23 protein-coding genes are annotated in these 17,086 nt (G+C 62.2%); 13 read left to right on the top strand and 10 right to left on the bottom strand.

What is annotated here, in order from left to right; translation table 11 throughout:
* Positions 1 to 5: 5 nt before the first annotated feature.
* Entirely contained in the window at positions 6 to 437 is a 432-nt protein-coding gene (locus AADW23_RS05215) for a universal stress protein (protein ID WP_341863470.1), read from the bottom strand.
* 266 nt (positions 438 to 703) lie between these two features.
* Here AADW23_RS05215 and AADW23_RS05210 point away from each other — a divergent pair, with 266 nt between their 5' ends.
* From AADW23_RS05210 to AADW23_RS05190, 5 genes are read left to right on the top strand one after another with little or no spacing between them, the layout of a single operon-like run.
* The gene (locus AADW23_RS05210; RefSeq protein ID WP_341863469.1) at positions 704 to 1,111 is read left to right on the top strand and encodes a GNAT family N-acetyltransferase; all 408 of its coding nucleotides are present in this window, start codon (positions 704 to 706) and stop codon (positions 1,109 to 1,111) included.
* Between the two features lie 49 nt (positions 1,112 to 1,160).
* Positions 1,161 to 1,652 (top strand): pyridoxamine 5'-phosphate oxidase family protein, encoded by a 492-nt coding sequence (locus AADW23_RS05205; RefSeq protein ID WP_341863468.1) that lies wholly within the window; start codon positions 1,161 to 1,163, stop codon positions 1,650 to 1,652.
* Between the two features lie 33 nt (positions 1,653 to 1,685).
* Positions 1,686 to 2,285 (top strand): class I SAM-dependent methyltransferase, encoded by a 600-nt coding sequence (locus AADW23_RS05200; RefSeq protein ID WP_341863467.1) that lies wholly within the window; start codon positions 1,686 to 1,688, stop codon positions 2,283 to 2,285.
* Positions 2,278 to 2,742 (top strand): ribonuclease HI, encoded by a 465-nt coding sequence (gene rnhA / locus AADW23_RS05195; protein ID WP_341863466.1) that lies wholly within the window; start codon positions 2,278 to 2,280, stop codon positions 2,740 to 2,742. The genes AADW23_RS05200 and rnhA overlap by 8 nt, the downstream gene beginning before the upstream one ends.
* Positions 2,743 to 3,369 carry a trimeric intracellular cation channel family protein gene (locus AADW23_RS05190; RefSeq protein ID WP_341863465.1) on the top strand — a complete coding sequence of 209 codons (627 nt, stop codon included), beginning with the start codon at positions 2,743 to 2,745 and terminating at the stop codon, positions 3,367 to 3,369.
* 55 nt (positions 3,370 to 3,424) lie between these two features.
* Here AADW23_RS05190 and AADW23_RS05185 read toward each other — a convergent pair whose 3' ends face one another.
* From AADW23_RS05185 to argH, 4 genes are all read right to left on the bottom strand, one after another.
* A complete protein-coding gene (locus AADW23_RS05185) occupies positions 3,425 to 4,477 on the bottom strand; it encodes a hypothetical protein (RefSeq protein ID WP_341863464.1) in 1,053 nt (350 codons plus the stop codon).
* 55 nt (positions 4,478 to 4,532) lie between these two features.
* Positions 4,533 to 5,003 carry a transcription elongation factor GreA gene (gene greA, locus AADW23_RS05180; protein WP_341863463.1) on the bottom strand — a complete coding sequence of 157 codons (471 nt, stop codon included), beginning with the start codon at positions 5,001 to 5,003 and terminating at the stop codon, positions 4,533 to 4,535.
* A gap of 122 nt (positions 5,004 to 5,125) precedes the next feature.
* Positions 5,126 to 5,269: a hypothetical protein gene (locus AADW23_RS05175; protein ID WP_341863462.1), complete on the bottom strand. Its 144-nt coding sequence runs from the start codon at positions 5,267 to 5,269 to the stop codon at positions 5,126 to 5,128.
* Between the two features lie 109 nt (positions 5,270 to 5,378).
* Complete coding sequence (gene argH / locus AADW23_RS05170; RefSeq protein WP_341863461.1) at positions 5,379 to 6,791, bottom strand: argininosuccinate lyase; 1,413 nt, start codon at positions 6,789 to 6,791, stop codon at positions 5,379 to 5,381.
* A gap of 31 nt (positions 6,792 to 6,822) precedes the next feature.
* Here argH and AADW23_RS05165 point away from each other — a divergent pair, with 31 nt between their 5' ends.
* Positions 6,823 to 7,380, top strand: coding sequence for a TlpA disulfide reductase family protein (locus AADW23_RS05165; RefSeq protein WP_341863460.1), 558 nt, complete (start codon positions 6,823 to 6,825; stop codon positions 7,378 to 7,380).
* A 211-nt stretch (positions 7,381 to 7,591) separates the two neighbouring features.
* On the opposite strand, the gene AADW23_RS05160 is transcribed toward AADW23_RS05165, so the two are convergent.
* Positions 7,592 to 8,188, bottom strand: coding sequence for a DNA-3-methyladenine glycosylase I (locus AADW23_RS05160; protein ID WP_341863459.1), 597 nt, complete (start codon positions 8,186 to 8,188; stop codon positions 7,592 to 7,594).
* A 100-nt stretch (positions 8,189 to 8,288) separates the two neighbouring features.
* Here AADW23_RS05160 and AADW23_RS05155 point away from each other — a divergent pair, with 100 nt between their 5' ends.
* The 6 genes from AADW23_RS05155 to gcvA all read left to right on the top strand — a co-directional run bounded on the left by AADW23_RS05155 (position 8,289) and on the right by gcvA (position 13,905).
* On the top strand, positions 8,289 to 9,119 hold the full coding sequence (locus tag AADW23_RS05155) for an EAL domain-containing protein (protein WP_341863458.1): 831 nt from the start codon (positions 8,289 to 8,291) through the stop codon (positions 9,117 to 9,119).
* Positions 9,120 to 9,283: 164 nt separating this feature from the next.
* Positions 9,284 to 10,459 (top strand): acetyl-CoA C-acetyltransferase, encoded by a 1,176-nt coding sequence (locus tag AADW23_RS05150; protein ID WP_341863457.1) that lies wholly within the window; start codon positions 9,284 to 9,286, stop codon positions 10,457 to 10,459.
* Positions 10,460 to 10,549: 90 nt separating this feature from the next.
* Complete coding sequence (phbB, locus tag AADW23_RS05145; RefSeq protein WP_341863456.1) at positions 10,550 to 11,272, top strand: acetoacetyl-CoA reductase; 723 nt, start codon at positions 10,550 to 10,552, stop codon at positions 11,270 to 11,272.
* Positions 11,273 to 11,436: 164 nt separating this feature from the next.
* Complete coding sequence (locus tag AADW23_RS05140) at positions 11,437 to 12,312, top strand: EamA family transporter (RefSeq protein WP_341863455.1); 876 nt, start codon at positions 11,437 to 11,439, stop codon at positions 12,310 to 12,312.
* A 278-nt stretch (positions 12,313 to 12,590) separates the two neighbouring features.
* On the top strand, positions 12,591 to 12,941 hold the full coding sequence (locus tag AADW23_RS05135) for a hypothetical protein (RefSeq protein ID WP_341863454.1): 351 nt from the start codon (positions 12,591 to 12,593) through the stop codon (positions 12,939 to 12,941).
* 16 nt (positions 12,942 to 12,957) lie between these two features.
* Positions 12,958 to 13,905, top strand: coding sequence for a transcriptional regulator GcvA (gene gcvA / locus AADW23_RS05130; protein ID WP_341863453.1), 948 nt, complete (start codon positions 12,958 to 12,960; stop codon positions 13,903 to 13,905).
* A gap of 84 nt (positions 13,906 to 13,989) precedes the next feature.
* On the opposite strand, the gene AADW23_RS05125 is transcribed toward gcvA, so the two are convergent.
* From AADW23_RS05125 to AADW23_RS05115, 3 genes are all read right to left on the bottom strand, one after another.
* Entirely contained in the window at positions 13,990 to 14,154 is a 165-nt protein-coding gene (locus AADW23_RS05125; RefSeq protein WP_341863452.1) for a DUF465 domain-containing protein, read from the bottom strand.
* Between the two features lie 107 nt (positions 14,155 to 14,261).
* A complete protein-coding gene (locus AADW23_RS05120) occupies positions 14,262 to 14,981 on the bottom strand; it encodes a methyltransferase (RefSeq protein WP_341863451.1) in 720 nt (239 codons plus the stop codon).
* A complete protein-coding gene (locus AADW23_RS05115; protein ID WP_341864278.1) occupies positions 14,972 to 15,193 on the bottom strand; it encodes a DUF2007 domain-containing protein in 222 nt (73 codons plus the stop codon). Before AADW23_RS05115 ends, AADW23_RS05120 begins: the two co-directional genes overlap by 10 nt.
* 50 nt (positions 15,194 to 15,243) lie before the next feature.
* Here AADW23_RS05115 and AADW23_RS05110 point away from each other — a divergent pair, with 50 nt between their 5' ends.
* Positions 15,244 to 16,254: a polyprenyl synthetase family protein gene (locus AADW23_RS05110; protein ID WP_341863450.1), complete on the top strand. Its 1,011-nt coding sequence runs from the start codon at positions 15,244 to 15,246 to the stop codon at positions 16,252 to 16,254.
* Here the strand turns inward: AADW23_RS05110 and AADW23_RS05105 are convergent.
* Positions 16,251 to 17,081 (bottom strand): 4-(cytidine 5'-diphospho)-2-C-methyl-D-erythritol kinase, encoded by an 831-nt coding sequence (locus AADW23_RS05105; protein WP_341863449.1) that lies wholly within the window; start codon positions 17,079 to 17,081, stop codon positions 16,251 to 16,253. The two genes, AADW23_RS05110 and AADW23_RS05105, sit on opposite strands and share 4 nt — an antisense overlap.
* Between the last annotated feature and the right edge of the window lie 5 nt (positions 17,082 to 17,086).

Raw genomic sequence — 17,086 nt, 5'->3', positions numbered from 1 at the left:
GTTCCTTACGCGACGACAGTGACAGGAACGCGGGCGTTCATCACAAGGTTTGCGGTAGAGCTGCCAAACAGCCGAGACGTAAGGCCACCGGCACTGGAACGAGCCACAACGATCTGCGTGGCACCTTCCTTGTGGGCGACCTTGTCGAGGGTATCGGCGACATCTCCGTGGCGCACAATCGCGCGGGCATTGAGGCCCGCAGCTTTCAACGAGGCAACGGCCGGTTCCAGCACACGCTCCATTGCGACGGAAATCTCTTCCTCGCGGCGCTTGTGTCGTTGCGCATTCTCTTCCGCAGTCTGGAAGGAAAACGGCGACCATTCGATGACGTAGACGACGATCAGCTCACAACTTTCGCTTGTCGCCGCGACGGATCTGGCAAAGTCCAGGGCTTTCTCCCCAGAGCTCTGACCATCAAGTCCGATCACTAGTTTCATACTTTGTCCCCATGATTTAATGGCCCAAAGCTGATCTTGTTTGCCAACTAACGGGCCTAAGCGGCGCCTATTTTTTAGGCTGCCTAAGGGTAAGCTAACGAACACAATGCCATCGGTCACGCGTTTTTCCAGAAGAACCGCGCCGTCGCGGCTTATCCTTTATCCTAATTCGCGGCGCCAACATTGTGCCGCGCGCGCAGTGAAGCGGTAGAGAACACCCCGATAACAGCCTTGCCGTGCGCGTCGCCTCGGCCCATCCTTTCCCCATGGCTACCCTCAGCAACACACCCCCAACTGCGTCGGAGTTCAACGCCCTGCGCTGCTCCTGCGGCTGGCCGCAGATCGACCCGAGCCGCGCCGCGCAAGCGCTGGATAACAGCTTGCTACATGTCACGCTGCGCGAGGGTGGAAAGACCATCGCTATGGGGCGCGTGGTGGGCGACGGGGTGATGTATTTCTATCTGCAAGATATCGTCGTAGCACCCGATCATCGGGGCAAGGGCCATGGGCGCACCATCGTGGACCGCCTTATGACCGACCTCGCGCCCTTGCTGCGGCCCGGTTGCACTGTGGGGCTTATGGCCGCCCACGGAGTTGAGCCGCTGTACGAGGCGGCGGGCTTCACCGCGCGTCCCAACGATACCCTTGGCGCGGGGATGACGCTCTTTCCCTGACCAATGCAACCACCGCCCCCCTCCCCTCTGCACCCCTTGGACCTTGCCCATGCCCACTGCATTTGACCCCGTACAGGTTCTATCCCGCCCCCTGATGGCCAACCTTGCGACCGTCACGGCGTCGGGCGAACCGCGGAACGCCCCGGTCTGGTTTGCGTGGGAAGAGGCCGTGCTTTGGATGCTGTCCGATGTCTCCTCCAGCAGTGCGGCTAGGGTCGCGGCCAATCCCCATGTCGCGGTTGAGATCGTGGATTATGACAACACCGCAGGCCTTCTGCGCCACCTTGGGATGCGGGGCCGCGCGACGGTCGAGCCGATGGATCCGGCCCTATTCCGCAGACTGTTGCGCCGATATCTTGGAGCGGAAGAGACCCAAAACCCTTGGTTCATTCAGAACATCGCCCGCGTAGAAGACCCCGATGGCCGCCTGATAAGGTTGGTGCCGGATTCGGTTTTCACCAACGATGTCAGCTATTTTCGCACCGGCCCAGAGCTTGCCTCCCTGCCGCGGGAGAGCACCCCGCCCGAGGACAACAGTTGAAACTTGGACCCGCATAGGGTTCCTCTGGCCCCCATGAGCGACGATCAAACCATCTCTGTCTATCAGACCCGTGCCGCGGGCTACGCCGATTTGGGCATCAGCCCGACCCAAGCCACCGCGCTGCAAGTCTTCTCTGCCGCTCTACCGCCCAAGGCCCATATCCTTGACGTCGGGTGCGGCCCCGGCCTGCATGCCCGCGCCCTGATGGACCTTGGCCACAGCGTTGATGCCATCGACGCAACGCAGGCATTTGTGGATGCCGCGCAAAACATCGGCGTGGCGGCAAGGCTGGCAACTTTTGAGGATATCACCGCCCACAACGCCTATGACGGCATCTGGGCCAGCTTCAGCCTGCTCCACGCCCCCCGCGCTAACGTGCCGCGCTATCTGGCGGCCCTGGCCCATGGGCTGAGACCGGGGGGCACGTTCTTTCTGGGCATGAAGACCGGAAGTGGAGAGAGCCGCGATAGCATCGGGCGGCATTATTGCTATTTCACGGCGGAAGAACTGGAGCAGATGCTAACCGACCTTGGCTTGACCATCACCCACCGTGTAGACGACGCGGAAGCTGGCTTTGCCGGCACCGTTGACCCCTACACTCTTCTCCATGCGAAAGCCCCCCAAGATGCCTGACCTAATCGCCTATACCGACGGAGCATGCTCTGGAAATCCCGGCCCCGGCGGCTGGGGCGCGCTGATGCGGGCCAAAGAAGGCGACACGATCCTGAAAGAGCGCGAACTGAAGGGCGGAGAGGCCGATACTACCAACAACCGCATGGAACTTCTGGCCGCGATTTCCGCGCTAGAGGCACTGGAGCGGCCTTCGACGCTGACAATCGTGACCGACAGCGCCTATGTGAAAAACGGCATCACGGGCTGGATGCACGGCTGGAAACGCAACGGCTGGAAGACGGCGACGAAAAAGCCGGTAAAAAATGTGGACCTCTGGCAGCGGCTGGACGAGGCGCAAGCCCGTCACAACGTGACGTGGGAATGGATCAAGGGCCACGCAGGCCACGAGGGCAACGAAAAGGCTGATGAGCTGGCGCGCGCAGGCATGGCCCCGTTCAAGAAATCCAAGCGGGGCTGAATGGCTATTACCCTGTCGCTCGATTACACCTCTGTGTTGATCTTCGCACTTTCCGGGGCATTAGCGGCGTCTCGGGCGCAGCTGGATATCGTTGGCTTTATCTTCTTTGCCTCACTGACGGCGGTGGGCGGCGGCACCCTACGAGACCTTTTGCTGGCCCGCGATCCGGTATTCTGGATCGCCGACGCAACCCCGCTTGCCATCGCCATGGCGGCAGCGGTTCTGGTGTTTCTCACCGCTCACTTGCTGGAATCGCGCCTGAAATGGTTGATCTGGCTGGACGCGGGCGCCGTCGCGATCGCGGTCGCCGCTGGTGTCGCCGTGGCGAGAGAGGCAGGCGTCAGCACAGGCGTCGTGCTGGTCATGGGCGTGGCCACCGGCACCTTCGGCGGGTTGATGCGGGACGTGGTCGCCAACGAAGTGCCTCTGGTATTGAAACAGGGAGAGCTCTACGTCACCGCAGCCTTCGCGGGGGCCGGTGCATCGCTACTGGGTGCGCATTACATCACGTCCCAAACGCCCTGGCCTACAGTGATCTGCGTCGCCGTCACCTTCGGCCTCCGCGCGGGCTCTCTGCTGTTCGGCTGGCGCCTCCCCGTCTACAAAACCCGCCCCCCTCGCGCCTAGGCACCCAAATCCTTGCAAGGATTTGTGAAGGCTTTTGCAAAAGCCTTCCGCCGCCTCAGTCAAACGTCCCCGTCACACGCCCCAGCAGCATAAACGCCCGCGCCGTGCGCGTATCCGCCAGGTGGGCGATTTCTTCGTCGCTGGCGTTCTTCTCGAACTCCATGAACGTGCGGTCGAAGTGGCGCAGAAAGTGGTGGACGGCGTCGCGGAAGACGGGGTCTTTGCGCATGCGGCCTGCGGCCAGCACCAGCGACGAGCGGTCGTGGATGCCGCCAAGCGCCGCGATGGGCCGGCCGCGTTCGCCCTTGGCGAAGCGCCGCCAGACCTCGGATTTGGAGCGGTCGGGGCGCAAGTCATCCATGTAGATGCCGTCTTGCGACAGCAGCGTCAGCACATCTTGCGAGGCCCGGATCAACCGCTCGGTCGAGCGGTCTTCAAGCGCCCGGCGCAGGGTGCGGAAACCCTCTTTATCGTGCTCATTCTCAGGGAAATTCAGTGCCTTGATGAAATCCGCAACCGAGATCGGCTCCACCACCGCTTCTTGCACGAACGCAAGGGCGGGTTGCGGTTGTGCAGCGTCCGCCTCCGACAGAACCGGGGGCACCGCGGCGCGGACTTCGGCAGGCTCCACGGCGCGCAGTGACGTGAACGTTGCCAGCTTGGTATCGGCGGCCTGCTGCGCTGCCACCAAATCGTCCAGCTTCTGCACCAGATCAGGCTTCATCTCCATCGACTGGCGCTGCTGTTGCTCCACGTAGGCCGCCCGCATTGCATCGATAGAGGCCTGCAATCTTGCCGCCTCCTGCCGCAAGGCCCTTGCCGTTCGGGCAGCCATCGCCGCGACCCAGATCAACGCCAAGGGCAAGATCACCGCCAAGATCGACAGTAGCGTCGATAGACCGCCGCCGGCGTCTTCTTCCTCAGATGTTCCGAAACCGAAGAAGACCACCGCCCCGATCCACACCACAGACACGCCGATGGCGACCATCTCAACGCCCGTGATCCTTGGCCCCACATCGGCACGCGCATACAGCCCGAGGTCCAGCGCCGTCGGGGTGGCGCGTGGGTCGGGAATGCGTTCTTGCGTCGGATCAGAGGAAGACGACATCGTCCGTGTTCACCCCGGAAAGTTGACGGTTATCGCGGGCACGATTGCCCCGGCATCAGACATAGGAAATCTTGACGATTTCAAAGCTCTTGGCCCCACCGGGCGTGCGCACTTCAACGCTATCGCCCTCTTCCTTGCCGATCAAGGCGCGGGCGATGGGGGATTTGATGTTCAGCAAACCGTTTTCGATATCGGCCTCTGCTTCACCCACAATCATATAGGTCTTTTCTTCGTCGGTTTCTTCATCGACCAGATCAACCGTCGCGCCAAACTTGATCGCGCCCGACAGCGTCGACGGGTCAATTACCTGCGCCAGCGAAATCGAGCCCTCAAGCTCTTTGATCCGCCCTTCGATGAACGACTGCTTCTCCTTCGCGGAATGATATTCCGCGTTCTCCGACAGGTCCCCATGTTCCCGCGCTTCGGCGATTGCCTTGATGATGGCAGGGCGCTCAATGCTTTTGAGCTGCTTGAGTTCACCGTTCATGGCCTCAAGGCCCTTCGGTGTCATTGGGATCTTTTCCATCGGTCAGTGCCTTAAGAGATCAGGAGCAAACGAAACCCGGCAAAACGCGGAGGCGATGCCGGGATTGGGTTGAGGTTAGGCGCGAAACCGCGCCGGATCAACTGGGATTGCAGAGGCTTGGTTCAGAAGGTCCCGCTGATGCCAATTTCTGCCGTCCCCGAGATAGAAATCCCCGGCTGGTGTGCTGCCCTCTCAGGCCGCTCGGGCTCGCCATCCACGCCGCAGGCGGTCAGGGTGAGGACGGCTAGAATAACAACGTAACGCATCAAGTCTCTCCTTGGATGGCAGCAGTCTCCGCCGATTTCGCGCCCCTGTCCAGTGACGCGGTCCCGGGCGCGGGACCCATCGGCAAGCCTGCGCCGAAAGACGTGTCGCCTAGCCCAAAATGCCCCGCCAACGGGCCACCTGTTCGCGCACCCGCACGGGCGACGTGCCGCCGTAGGACACCCGAGACGCGACCGAATTATGCACGCCCAGAACATCGAAGACGGCCTGCGTGATATCCCCATGCACCGATTGCATGTCCTCCAACGTCAGATCAGGCAGATCGCAGCCCTTGTCCTCGGCCAGTTTTACCAGCGCGCCGGTGACGTGATGGGCCTCGCGGAAAGGCATGTCGATGGCGCGGACCAGCCAATCGGCAAGATCCGTGGCGGTGGAAAAGCCCGACGACGCGGCGGCCTCAAGCGAGGGTACATTGGCCTGCATATCGCGCACCATGCCCTCCATCGCCGCAAGGGCCAGCATCAGGTTGTCGGCGGCGTCAAACGTCTGTTCCTTGTCTTCCTGCATGTCCTTGGAATAGGTCAGCGGAAGCCCTTTCATCACCGTCATCAAGGCTACATTGGCCCCAAAGATGCGCCCGATCTTGGCCCGGATCAGTTCGGCCGCGTCGGGGTTCTTTTTCTGCGGCATGATCGACGACCCGGTCGAGAACCTGTCCGACAAGGCCACAAACCGGAATTGTGCCGAAGACCAGATCACCAGTTCCTCGGCAAAACGCGACAGATGCATCGCGCAGATCGACGCCGCTCCCAGGAACTCCAGCGCGAAGTCGCGGTCGGCCACGGCGTCCAACGAATTCGCGGCAGGGCGATCAAAGCCCAGCGCCTCTGCGGTCATGTCCCGGTCGATGGGGAACGACGTCCCCGCCAGTGCCGCGGCCCCCAGCGGGCATTCGTTCATCCGCGCGCGCGCATCGCGAAACCGCGAGGCATCTCGGCCCAACATCTCGACATAGGCCATCATGTGATGGCCCCAGGTGACAGGCTGTGCCGTTTGCAGATGGGTGAAACCCGGCATGACCCACTCGGCCCCCACCTCGGCTTGCCCCAACAAGGCGCGCTGCAACGCCTCCACCCCGGAAATCGCGGCGTCCAGCTGGTCACGGACCCATAGCTTGAAATCGGTGGCGACTTGGTCGTTGCGCGACCGGGCCGTGTGCAAACGCCCTGCGGCAGGGCCGACAATCTCGGTCAGGCGCGACTCCACATTCATGTGAATGTCCTCCAGCGCCGCCGAATAGGCAAAAGTTCCGCCCTCGATCTCTGACAAGACCGTGAGCAGCCCTTCCCGGATCACGTCAACGTCGCTACCCTCTACGATGCCCGTGGCCGCCAACATGGCGGCATGGGCACGGGAACCTTCGATATCCTGACGCGCCATCCGCTGGTCATACGAGATCGAGGCGTTGATCGCCTCCATGATCGCATCGGGTCCAGCCGCAAAACGGCCGCCCCACATGGTGTTGGCCTTGGACGTATCGTTGGAGGAACCCGTATCGCTCATAGCTGTCTGCCCTGTCTTCAGAGGAACCGAAATGGCCCGCAAAATCCTAGTTACCGCCGCATACATCGCCGCGAGCCTATGCGCAAATGCCGCAATTGCCCAAGACCTGTCCGATCTGCAAGTGGGTGACATGCGCGGGCTGGTGATCCATGCCGACCCGGTGCCCGCCTCCGAGCAGCCCTTCGTGCAGGAAGATGGGTCCGAGACCACGTTGGCCGCCTACGCCGGTCAGGTCGTCCTGCTGAACTTCTGGGCCACATGGTGCGCGCCCTGCCGGGAAGAAATGCCGTCGCTTCAAAGCCTCCAAGACACCATGGGCGGCGAGGATTTTCAGGTCGTCACCCTCGCCACGGGCCGCAATCCTCCACCCGCCATCCGTCGCTTCTTTGAAGAAATCGGCGTCACCTCCCTTCCGCAAAACCGCGACATCAACCAGCAAATCGCCCGCGAGATGGGGATCTTCGGCCTGCCCATCACCGTCATCCTCGACCGCAACGGCCAGGAAATCGCTCGCCTTCGCGGCGATGCCGATTGGGCCTCCCCCGAGGCCATCGCCCTCCTGGAGGCGCTCTCAGCCCCCGGAAACTAACACCACCGCCGGCCCGGCTCCCTCCTTCATCTTGGCAAATACACCTCCGGGGGACATGCGCCCCTTGGGGTGCATGGGGGGCAGAGCCCCCAAACGAATACCCTTGCGCAGAGCCCCCAAACGAATACCCTTGGGCAGAGCCCCCAAGTAAACAGTCTCGGGCAGAGCCCTACATTAAAAACCACACAACTTCCCCGCCCCACCACCGACCTTAACGGGCCATCGCCGCGACCTCTTCGTGCCTCGGGCACCCCACCAGATGATCGTTCACCACGCCCGTCGCTTCCAGCCAGGCATATACAATCGTCGGCCCGCAGAACTTGAATCCGGCCTTCTTCAAGTCTTTCGACATTCTGGCGCTCATATCGGTGACGGGCGGCACCTCCGCCATCGTGGTAAACGTGTTTCTCAACGGCGCCCCATCCACATAATCCCAGATAAAACGGTCAAACCCGCCCTTCTCTTCCATGTCGATCCAGGCCCTCGCATTGGTGATCGTCGCCTCGATCTTGCCCCGGTGCCGCACGATCCCGGCATTGCCCAACAACCGTTGCACATCGGCCTCTCCCCACTGGGCGATGACCTCTGGATTAAACCCTTCAAATGCCTCGCGAAAGGCGTCCCGTTTGCGCAGGATGGTGATCCAGGCCAAGCCCGCCTGAAACCCGTCCAGCACCAGCTTTTCCCACAACGCGCGACTGTCGTATTCGGGCACACCCCACTCGGTGTCGTGATAGGCCACGTATAGCGCGTCCGTGCCGCACCAATCGCAGCGACCCTCAGCTTGCGCGCCCCTTTCACTTGCCATTTCCCTAATCCCTCGCATTTGACGCAAACCCCGTCTTTCATCCTTCTTTAAAGGTCTTCCGTGCATCAACCCCCAAACATGCGCGCGATCGGAGTGGGTGATGAAAAGCAAGGCCGGTGAACTTATCGAACCAGGAACCGCAAGTCCTCTGGATGCCGCCATCTCGCAACGGGATCGGGGCACCCTCGCCATGGTGCAACAGGCCCTGACCCGCGGGGATGCCTGCCTCGCCTATCAACCGATTGTCCGCTCCGATGGCCAAGGCATCGCCTTCTATGAAGGGCTCATTCGCATCCTCGATGAAACGGGCCGTGTGATCCCGGCCCGGGACTTCATGGGCGCGGTGGAAGATACCGACATTGGCCGACAGATCGACTGTGCCGCTTTGCAACACGGCCTTCAGGCGCTCCATGACAATCCTGGCCTTCGCCTATCAATCAACATGTCCGCCCGCTCGGTGGGCTATCCCCGGTGGATGCAAATCCTGCGGGCGTGCCTGCGCGACACCCCCACTGTCGTCGAACGCCTGATCCTTGAAATCACCGAAAGTTCCGTCATGATCATGCCGGAAATCGTCGCCATCTTTATGGAAGACCTGCAAGACAAGGGCATCACCTTCGCCCTGGATGACTTCGGAGCAGGTTACACCGCCTTCCGGCACTTCAAGACCTTCTACTTCGACATCCTGAAAATTGACGGCCAATTCACCCGCAACATCGCCGAAGACGCTGATAACCAAGTCCTGTCCGAGGCTCTGATCGGCCTCGCCCGCCATTTCGACATGCTCGTCGTGTCAGAATCAGTCGAAACCTTGGAAGAGGCGCAATGGCTCGTTTCAGCGGGCGTCGATTGCCTCCAAGGCTACTACTACGGCGCCCCGTCCATGACCCTTCCCGAAATCGACAACAATCGCATCATGCGGAGCGCATGAATCGCACCCCATTCATTTCCCTAGGGCAAGATCACTTCTTTACATCGCCTGAGACACCGTGTCCGTTGATTAGAGCCGCCGCCACACTTTAAGACGCGGCCGATAACACACGCCGCGCCGCGCGCCCCATATCGGGGCCCGTCGCGCTCAGGAAAGGACTTCCCATGACCAATGTCGTCATCGCTTCCGCCGCCCGTACGCCGGTTGGCAGCTTCCTCGGCTCCTTCGCAAACACCCCTGCCCATGACCTCGGCAAAGCCGTGATCGAAGCCGTTGTTGAACGCGCTGGCATCGACAAAGCCGATGTGTCCGAGACGATTTTGGGTCAGGTCCTGACAGCGGCCCAAGGCCAGAACCCGGCCCGCCAAGCGCACATCAACGCTGGCCTTCCTCAAGAATCCGCGGCTTGGGGCATCAACCAGGTGTGCGGCTCTGGCCTGCGCGCCGTCGCCTTGGGCGCACAGCACATCATGTTGGGCGATGCCTCCGTGGTTGTCGCCGGCGGTCAGGAGAACATGTCGATGTCCACCCACGCCGCGATGCTGCGCCAGGGTCAGAAGATGGGCGACATGAAGTACATCGACACAATGATCCGCGACGGCCTCTGGGATGCCTTCAACGGCTACCACATGGGCCAAACGGCGGAAAACGTTGCCGAAAAATGGCAAATTTCGCGCGAGATGCAGGACGAATTCGCCGTTGCCTCCCAGAACAAGGCCGAGGCCGCCCAAAAGGCCGGCAAGTTCCAGGATGAGATCGTGAGCTACACGATTAAGGGCCGCAAGGGCGACACCGTCGTCGATCAAGACGAATACATCCGCCACGGTGCCACGATGGAAGCAATGGCCAAGCTGCGCCCCGCCTTCACCAAAGACGGTTCCGTCACCGCCGCCAACGCGTCCGGCCTGAACGACGGCGCGGCCGCAACGCTGCTGATGTCCGCCGACGACGCCGAGAAGCGTGGCATCCAGCCCCTCGCCCGTATCGCCTCCTACGCGACCGCGGGCCTCGACCCGTCGATCATGGGCGTCGGCCCGATCTACGCGTCGCGCAAGGCGCTGGAGAAAGCCGGTTGGTCCGTCGATGATCTGGATCTGGTGGAAGCCAACGAAGCTTTCGCCGCCCAGGCCTGTGCCGTGAACAAGGACATGGGCTGGGATCCAGCCATCGTGAACGTCAACGGCGGCGCCATCGCCATCGGCCACCCCATCGGCGCCTCTGGCTGTCGCGTCCTGAACACACTGCTGTTTGAAATGCAGCGCCGTGACGCGAAAAAAGGCCTCGCCACACTGTGCATCGGCGGCGGCATGGGCGTTGCCCTCTGCGTCGAGCGCGACTGATCCAACACCACACTAAAAGCTGTGCGCAATAAAGTTGCGTGCAGCTTTTTTATTTGCAACAAAGTTATACAACTCAGGAGGAGAGACAAAATGGGACGAGTCGCACTGGTCACCGGCGGAAGCCGCGGCATTGGCGAAGCCATTTCCAAGGCCCTGCAAGCGGACGGCTATACCGTCGCCGCCACCTACGCAGGCAACGATGAAGCCGCCGCGAAATTTACGGATGAAACCGGCATCAAAACCTACAAATGGAACGTGGCCGATTACGACAGCTCCAAAGCAGGCATCGAACAGGTCGAGGCCGATCTCGGCCCCATCGAAGTCGTTGTCGCCAACGCCGGAATCACCCGCGATGCGCCGTTCCACAAAATGACACCGCAACAGTGGAACGAGGTGATCGACACCAACCTCACCGGCGTTTTCAACACCGTCCACCCGATCTGGCCCGGCATGCGCGAACGCAAATTCGGCCGTGTCATCGTGATTTCGTCGATCAACGGCCAGAAAGGCCAGTTTGCCCAAACCAACTACGCCGCCACCAAAGCCGGCGACCTGGGTATCGTGAAGTCCCTCGCCCAGGAAGGCGCGCGCGCTGGCATCACCGCCAACGCCATCTGCCCGGGCTATATTGCGACCGAAATGGTCATGGCGATCCCCGAAAAGGTGCGCGACAGCATCGTTGCTGGCATTCCAGCAGGTCGTCTGGGCGAGCCTGAAGAAATCGCCCGTTGTGTCTGCTTCCTCGCCTCCGACGACAGCGGCTTCATCAACGGCTCCACCATCTCGGCCAACGGCGCTCAATACTTCGTCTGATTGCCGCCACCAAGACCCCAAAGGCCCCTGCCCACCGCGCAGGGGCCTTTTTCATGGGCGCGCCCGCTCCTTCATCTTGGCCAGTACAACTCACCCCCGCACTCTCCTCCCCACGCCCCTATCGGCTCTATCGCTCCCCCCCTCGCCGCGGCTAAACCACTTCCATGACCCGTACCCGCGCCACCGCCATCGGCTTCATCGCCGTCCTGCTCTGGGCTTTGCTTGCCCTGTTCACCATTGGCTCCGCCCCGGTCCCTCCCTTTCTCCTCAACGCGCTGACCTTCACCATCGGTGGCACTATCGGACTTATCTGGGTCACCGCCACTAAGGGCTGGCCCAAGCTTCGGTCCGTCCCCCTGCGGGTCTATATCTTCGGCACCGTCGGCCTCTTCGGCTACCATGCGCTCTACTTCAGCGCCCTGCGCCTTGCCCCCCCGGCCGAGGCGAGCCTCATCGCATATCTCTGGCCGCTGTTCATCGTGCTCTTCTCCGGCCTCTTGCCCGGTGAACGCATCGGGCCCCTTCACATCATCGGCGCTCTCGTCGCCTTTGTGGGCGCCGCGCTCATCGTCGCTCCGGGGGCCGAGGGGTTCTCAAACAGCATCGGCCTCGCCCTCGCCGGGCTCTGTGCGCTGACGTGGTCCGGCTATTCGGTGCTATCGCGAAAACTGGGGCACATGCCGACCCAGACCGTCGCCATCTTCTGTGTGGCCACGGCGATTCTCTCCGTGCCCGCGCATCTGGCGCTGGAAACAACGATCTGGCCCGAGGGCATGATCGGATGGACCTCGGTCGTGGCACTGGGCCTCGGTCCCGTGGGGCTGGCGTTCTATGTGTGGGATCTGGGGGTCAAAGCCGGGGACATCCAACTGCTTGGTGTGGCCAGCTATGCGGCACCGCTTCTTTCGACGCTGGTGCTTATCGTTGTGGGCGTCGCCGAGGCATCACCCACGTTGATCTTGTCTGCCGCCCTCATCGCGGGCGGCGCGGGCCTTGCGGCCCTCGGCTCTGCCGTGGTTCAGCGCAGAGCGCAGAGGTAACCGTTTACACGGGCCCGGTCCTGGGCGTCGTTGGTTTGAACCTGGAAGAGTGTCTGGCGCACAAGCGCGCGGAATTCCGAGAAGAACATTTTATGTGACCTTCGCACTAGAGTTGAATTTGTAATCTGCCCGCTAATTAGGCAATCCGCGCGGGAAACCCCATTGCCAATTCGGAATGGCTGTTAACCGGCTGTTGCAACGCTCGACTTCGTGGCCGGACGGCGACGAAACAGCGATGTGAACAGACGCGCCAATTCACGGCTACGCTGCGCACGGGCTTGGTTGATGATTTTCTGCATTTCGGGTTCGGCAAGATCGTGGAACATGTGGACACCTTACGGATAGAAGTTTGTTTCCGTTCACATATAGGGGCGCTGCGCGAGAGTAGCATTGCAATTGCTGCAACCCCGCATCCCGCCCTGCTAGTGACGCCGGGTCAAGTATTTCCAAATCTCGCCAAGGATCTTTCCCCGCTCGACATGGGCACGAAAGATGGCATCGCGGGCGGCGGGGCTGGTGGTATTGTCAAAGTGCATAACGGTATTCCTTTGCAGGAGGGCGAGGTGATGCACTCAACATGGGATCTCGTGGTGCCTACGACAAACGGGACTTTCCAACCCTTCGCTTAAGGTTTACTTAACTCAAATGTCAGATCGCCTCCCTCCTCTCACCGCCCTCCGTGCTTTTGACGCTGCGGCGCGGCATATGTCCTTCGCCAAAGCGGCTTCTGAACTCAACGTGACGCCCGCCGCCCTGTCGTTTCAGATCAAGTCGCTGGAGGAGCATCTGGAGGCCCCGCTCTTCCGCCGGCTCAACCGCGCGGTGGAGCTCACCGATGCAGGCCGCGCCCTTGCGCCCGGTGCCGCTGACGGTTTCACCGCGCTGGCCGCCGCATGGCGCGCCGCCAGGCGCACCGTTGATCAGAAAAGCCTGATCGTCACTGCCGGCCCCGCTTTTACCGCCAAATGGCTCGCCCCGCGTCTGTTCAATTTCGCCGTGGCCAACCCCGATATCGAGCTGCGCTTCCTCGCCACGTTACGGCTGGTGGATTTCGCCCATGACGATGTCGATGTCGCCATTCGCTTTGGCATGGCCAAAGACGAACCGGGTCTGTTTTCGATGCCGATTATTCGCGAATGGGTCGCCCCGATGATGACCCCGGAACTGGCCGAGCAATTCCCCAATCCTGCCGATCTGGCCCGTGCGCCGCTATTGCATCAGGACGACACCCACTTCCTCACCCCCGCCGTTGATTGGCCCGCGTGGTTCCGCGCCGCGAAACTGCCACCGCGTTTTGCGGCGGGGGCACGGTTCAGTCAGGCCGACCACGCAATCGACGCGGCACTGGCGGGGGCTGGCGTGGTGTTGGGGCGGGTTTCGCTGGCGGAAAGAGACCTGAAAGAAGGGCGCTTGGTGATGCCCTACAAGCTCGGGCTTACCACCGATGCCCAGTATAGCTTCGTCTGCCCGGAAGGGCCCGACGAGCGGCCCCAAGTGCAGGCATTCCGTGAGTGGATTGAGGCTGAAACTTTGTCCCTGGAAGAATACAGGGATGGAACGACATTCGTTCACGCCGCCGAGGTTCAGGTCTGACCAAATCTCCCGACGGCGATCGTAGTGGGTGGCGCAAGGGCCCTTGCTTCTATCAGTCTAAGGGCGCCTTACGCAGGATGCTGACTAGCTATCAAGGCGGTTGATTTCTTCCTTCAACCGCAGCTTTTCCTTCTTCAGGTTGCGAAGGGTCAGATCATCCACTGCCGGACTTCGTTGTTGTTCTTCAACCGTGGCAGAGAGATGGGCATGTTTCTTCTTGAGTTCCTGAAGATGGGCGCCAAGCGACATATGTGTCTCCTCTGATAAGTTGGGTCTACAGGGATCAGTCCACCACATTGTCATGCGTCTGTCACGAAGAACTGTCTTAACGGCTAAAATGCTCAGTATTTAGCCGGTTAGACGAAAGGCAGTGCCGCCCCATCGCGCAGAACGGCGCGGGTTGTTGCAGAATAGTCATCGCCATCGGCGGTATGGGCCGCGCCTGCGTGGATCACGAAAGGCGCCAACAGCCGGAACGGGGCGCGGGCCCCCTTGCGGGCGCGCAGCACGACGCGGCCCGCCATCCGTCCCTCTCTCGGTGTCAGGGGCAGCACGGTGATATCGCCAAAACCCTCCAACCCGCGCAGAATATTGGGCAGGCGTTCGGCCAGATGGATCATCGTCAGCCAGCCCCCCGGTTTCAGCCGCGCTTTCGCCACGGCGCACCAATCGGCCAAGGGCGTTTCCTCGCGCAGCGCCCCGTCGCGCCCCGCATCGTCCGAGGCGGTCCCCGGCCCATAGTAGGGTGGATTGGCGATCACATGGTCAAAACTGCGCTGCCGCAGATCGGCGGGAAGCGCCGTCAGATCGGCGGCCACCACCTCCAAGCCGTTACGTTTGGCCAGCTCGGCATAGGGGGTTTGCCGCTCCACCCCCGTCACGACCAAGCCGTCCACCCGCGCCATCAGGCACAGGGCGGCCACGCCCACGCCGCAGCCCAACTCCAGCACGCTATCGCCCGCCTTTGCCGGGCAGGCCGCGGCCAAAAACACCGGGTCCGTCGCGGCTCGGTAGCCGTCGCGGGGCTGCCAGGCTTGCACCCGCCCCCCCAGAAATCCGTCTTGGGTCAGGTCCACTTCGACACCGGCAGGTCATTGTCACGCAACACGACGTCGGCGGCGGCGGCTTCATCCCGGCGCACCATCAGGCGGCGCGGCAATATGCCGATGCTCCCCTCAAGCCCGCTCATATGGACGTCCATCACGAACACCTCTATATCCTCGCCCCTAAGTAATGCGGTGGCAAAGGCGATAATCGTCGGGTCGTTACTGCGTAAGATTTCAAGCATGGCCGACAGGTAAGCGCGCGCAAGCGTCATGTCGAGATGGAGAGCTGCCGATGAGCCTGGATACGCCAACGCAGAAGCCCCATGACCGCCTTAGCGCGGCCCTGTCCGATGATCTGGCCGCCGTGAACGCGCTGATCCGCGACCGCATGGCATCCAAGCACGCCCCCCGCATCCCCGAGGTTACGGCCCATCTGGTTGAAGCGGGCGGCAAACGCATCCGCCCGATGCTGACGCTCGCCTGTGCGCGGTTGTGCGGCTACTCGGGCGACGATCACGTGAAACTCGCAGCCACGGTCGAGTTCATTCACACCGCCACCTTGCTGCACGATGACGTCGTTGACGAAAGCGAGCAACGGCGCGGGCGGCCCACGGCAAACCTTTTGTGGGGCAACCAGTCCAGCGTTCTGGTGGGCGATTACCTGTTCGCCCGTGCGTTTCAGTTGATGGTGGAGCCGGGCAGCCTCCGAGTGCTCGATATCCTGTCGAACGCTGCCGCCACGATTGCCGAGGGTGAGGTGTTACAGCTGACCGTCGCCTCCGACATCGCCACGCCCGAGGACACTTATCTGCAAGTGATCCGTGGCAAGACCGCGGCCCTGTTCGAGGCCGCCTGCAAGGTCGGCGGCGTGATCGCTGATCGTGATGACGTGGTGATCCAGGCACTCGCCACTTATGGTGACGGTCTTGGTGTAGCGTTCCAGATGGCCGATGACCTGCTCGATTGGGGCGGCGTCGCCGGAGAGGCCGGGGCGATTGGCAAGAACATTGGCGATGATTTCCGCGAACGGAAAATGACCCTTCCCGTGATCCGCGCGATTGCGGCGGGCGACGCGGATGAGCAGGCCTTTTGGGCGCGCACCATCGGCAAAGGCGACCAACGCGACGGCGATCTGGAGCACGCATTGGGCTTGCTGCAAAAACACGGCACGCTGGCGCAGACACGGGATGAGGCGAACGCCTACGTCGCAGCCGCCAAGGCGGCGCTAACCGTGCTACCCGCCGACCCGTTGCGCGATATGCTGGCTGATCTGGCCGATTACGTCGTGGCGCGTCTGAACTAAGGCATCGCGCCCAACACCGGTGCGGCCTCGGCCCACCAATCGGCGGGCATTGCGGTGGCGGCGGCGACCGCGTCGGCCTCTGCCTCGAACAATCCAAAGCATGTCCCGCCCGAGCCGCTCATCCGTGCAAGCCGGCACCCGTGCGTTTGGCTCAAACGCGCCAACACGTCGTCGATGATCGGTGACACCGTCTTCGCGGCTGTTTGCAGGTCATTCCGTGTTTCTTGCAACCACGCCATGAAACCGTCGAAACCGTCCCATGCGGGCGCAGGCAGCGGCGGGTTATCCGTGCGCTCCAGCGCCTTGAAGACCGGGCCTGTCGGCACCTCCTGGCCCGCGTTGACCAGCACGATCCACACGGGCGGCAGGGGGGGCACGTCTTCCAATACCTCTCCGATGCCGCGCATCCGTACCGGGCGGCCATGGAGGCACACCGGCACATCCGCGCCCAAAGCCTCGGCCCCGCGCGGCACATCCACGCCCCACATCTGCGCCAAGCCCCGCAAGGCGCAGGCCGCATCGGCAGAGCCGCCGCCGATCCCGCCCGCATGGGGCAAATGTTTGTCCAGCGTAATCGCCGCACCGCGTCCGGGCGCGAGCCATTGCGCCGCCTTCCACACCAGATTGCGCCCATCCTCGGGCACGCCCCGCGCGCGCGGGCCACGTACCTGTAGGGACAGCGTATCAGCCGGGGCGAAGGTCAGCCAATCGCCCCCCCCCGCGAACACAACAAGCGAGTCGAGCAGGTGAAACCCGTCCTCCCGCTTGCCCGTCACATGCAGGGCAAGGTTCACCTTTGCGGGGGCGAATTGCGTCATGCCGGCCATCGCCC

The sequence above is a fragment of the Gymnodinialimonas sp. 57CJ19 genome (assembly GCF_038396845.1).
Classification (GTDB): domain Bacteria; phylum Pseudomonadota; class Alphaproteobacteria; order Rhodobacterales; family Rhodobacteraceae; genus Gymnodinialimonas.
The sequence above is the reverse complement of the archived record's forward strand: the minus strand, read 5'-3'. Positions and strand labels throughout refer to the sequence as shown.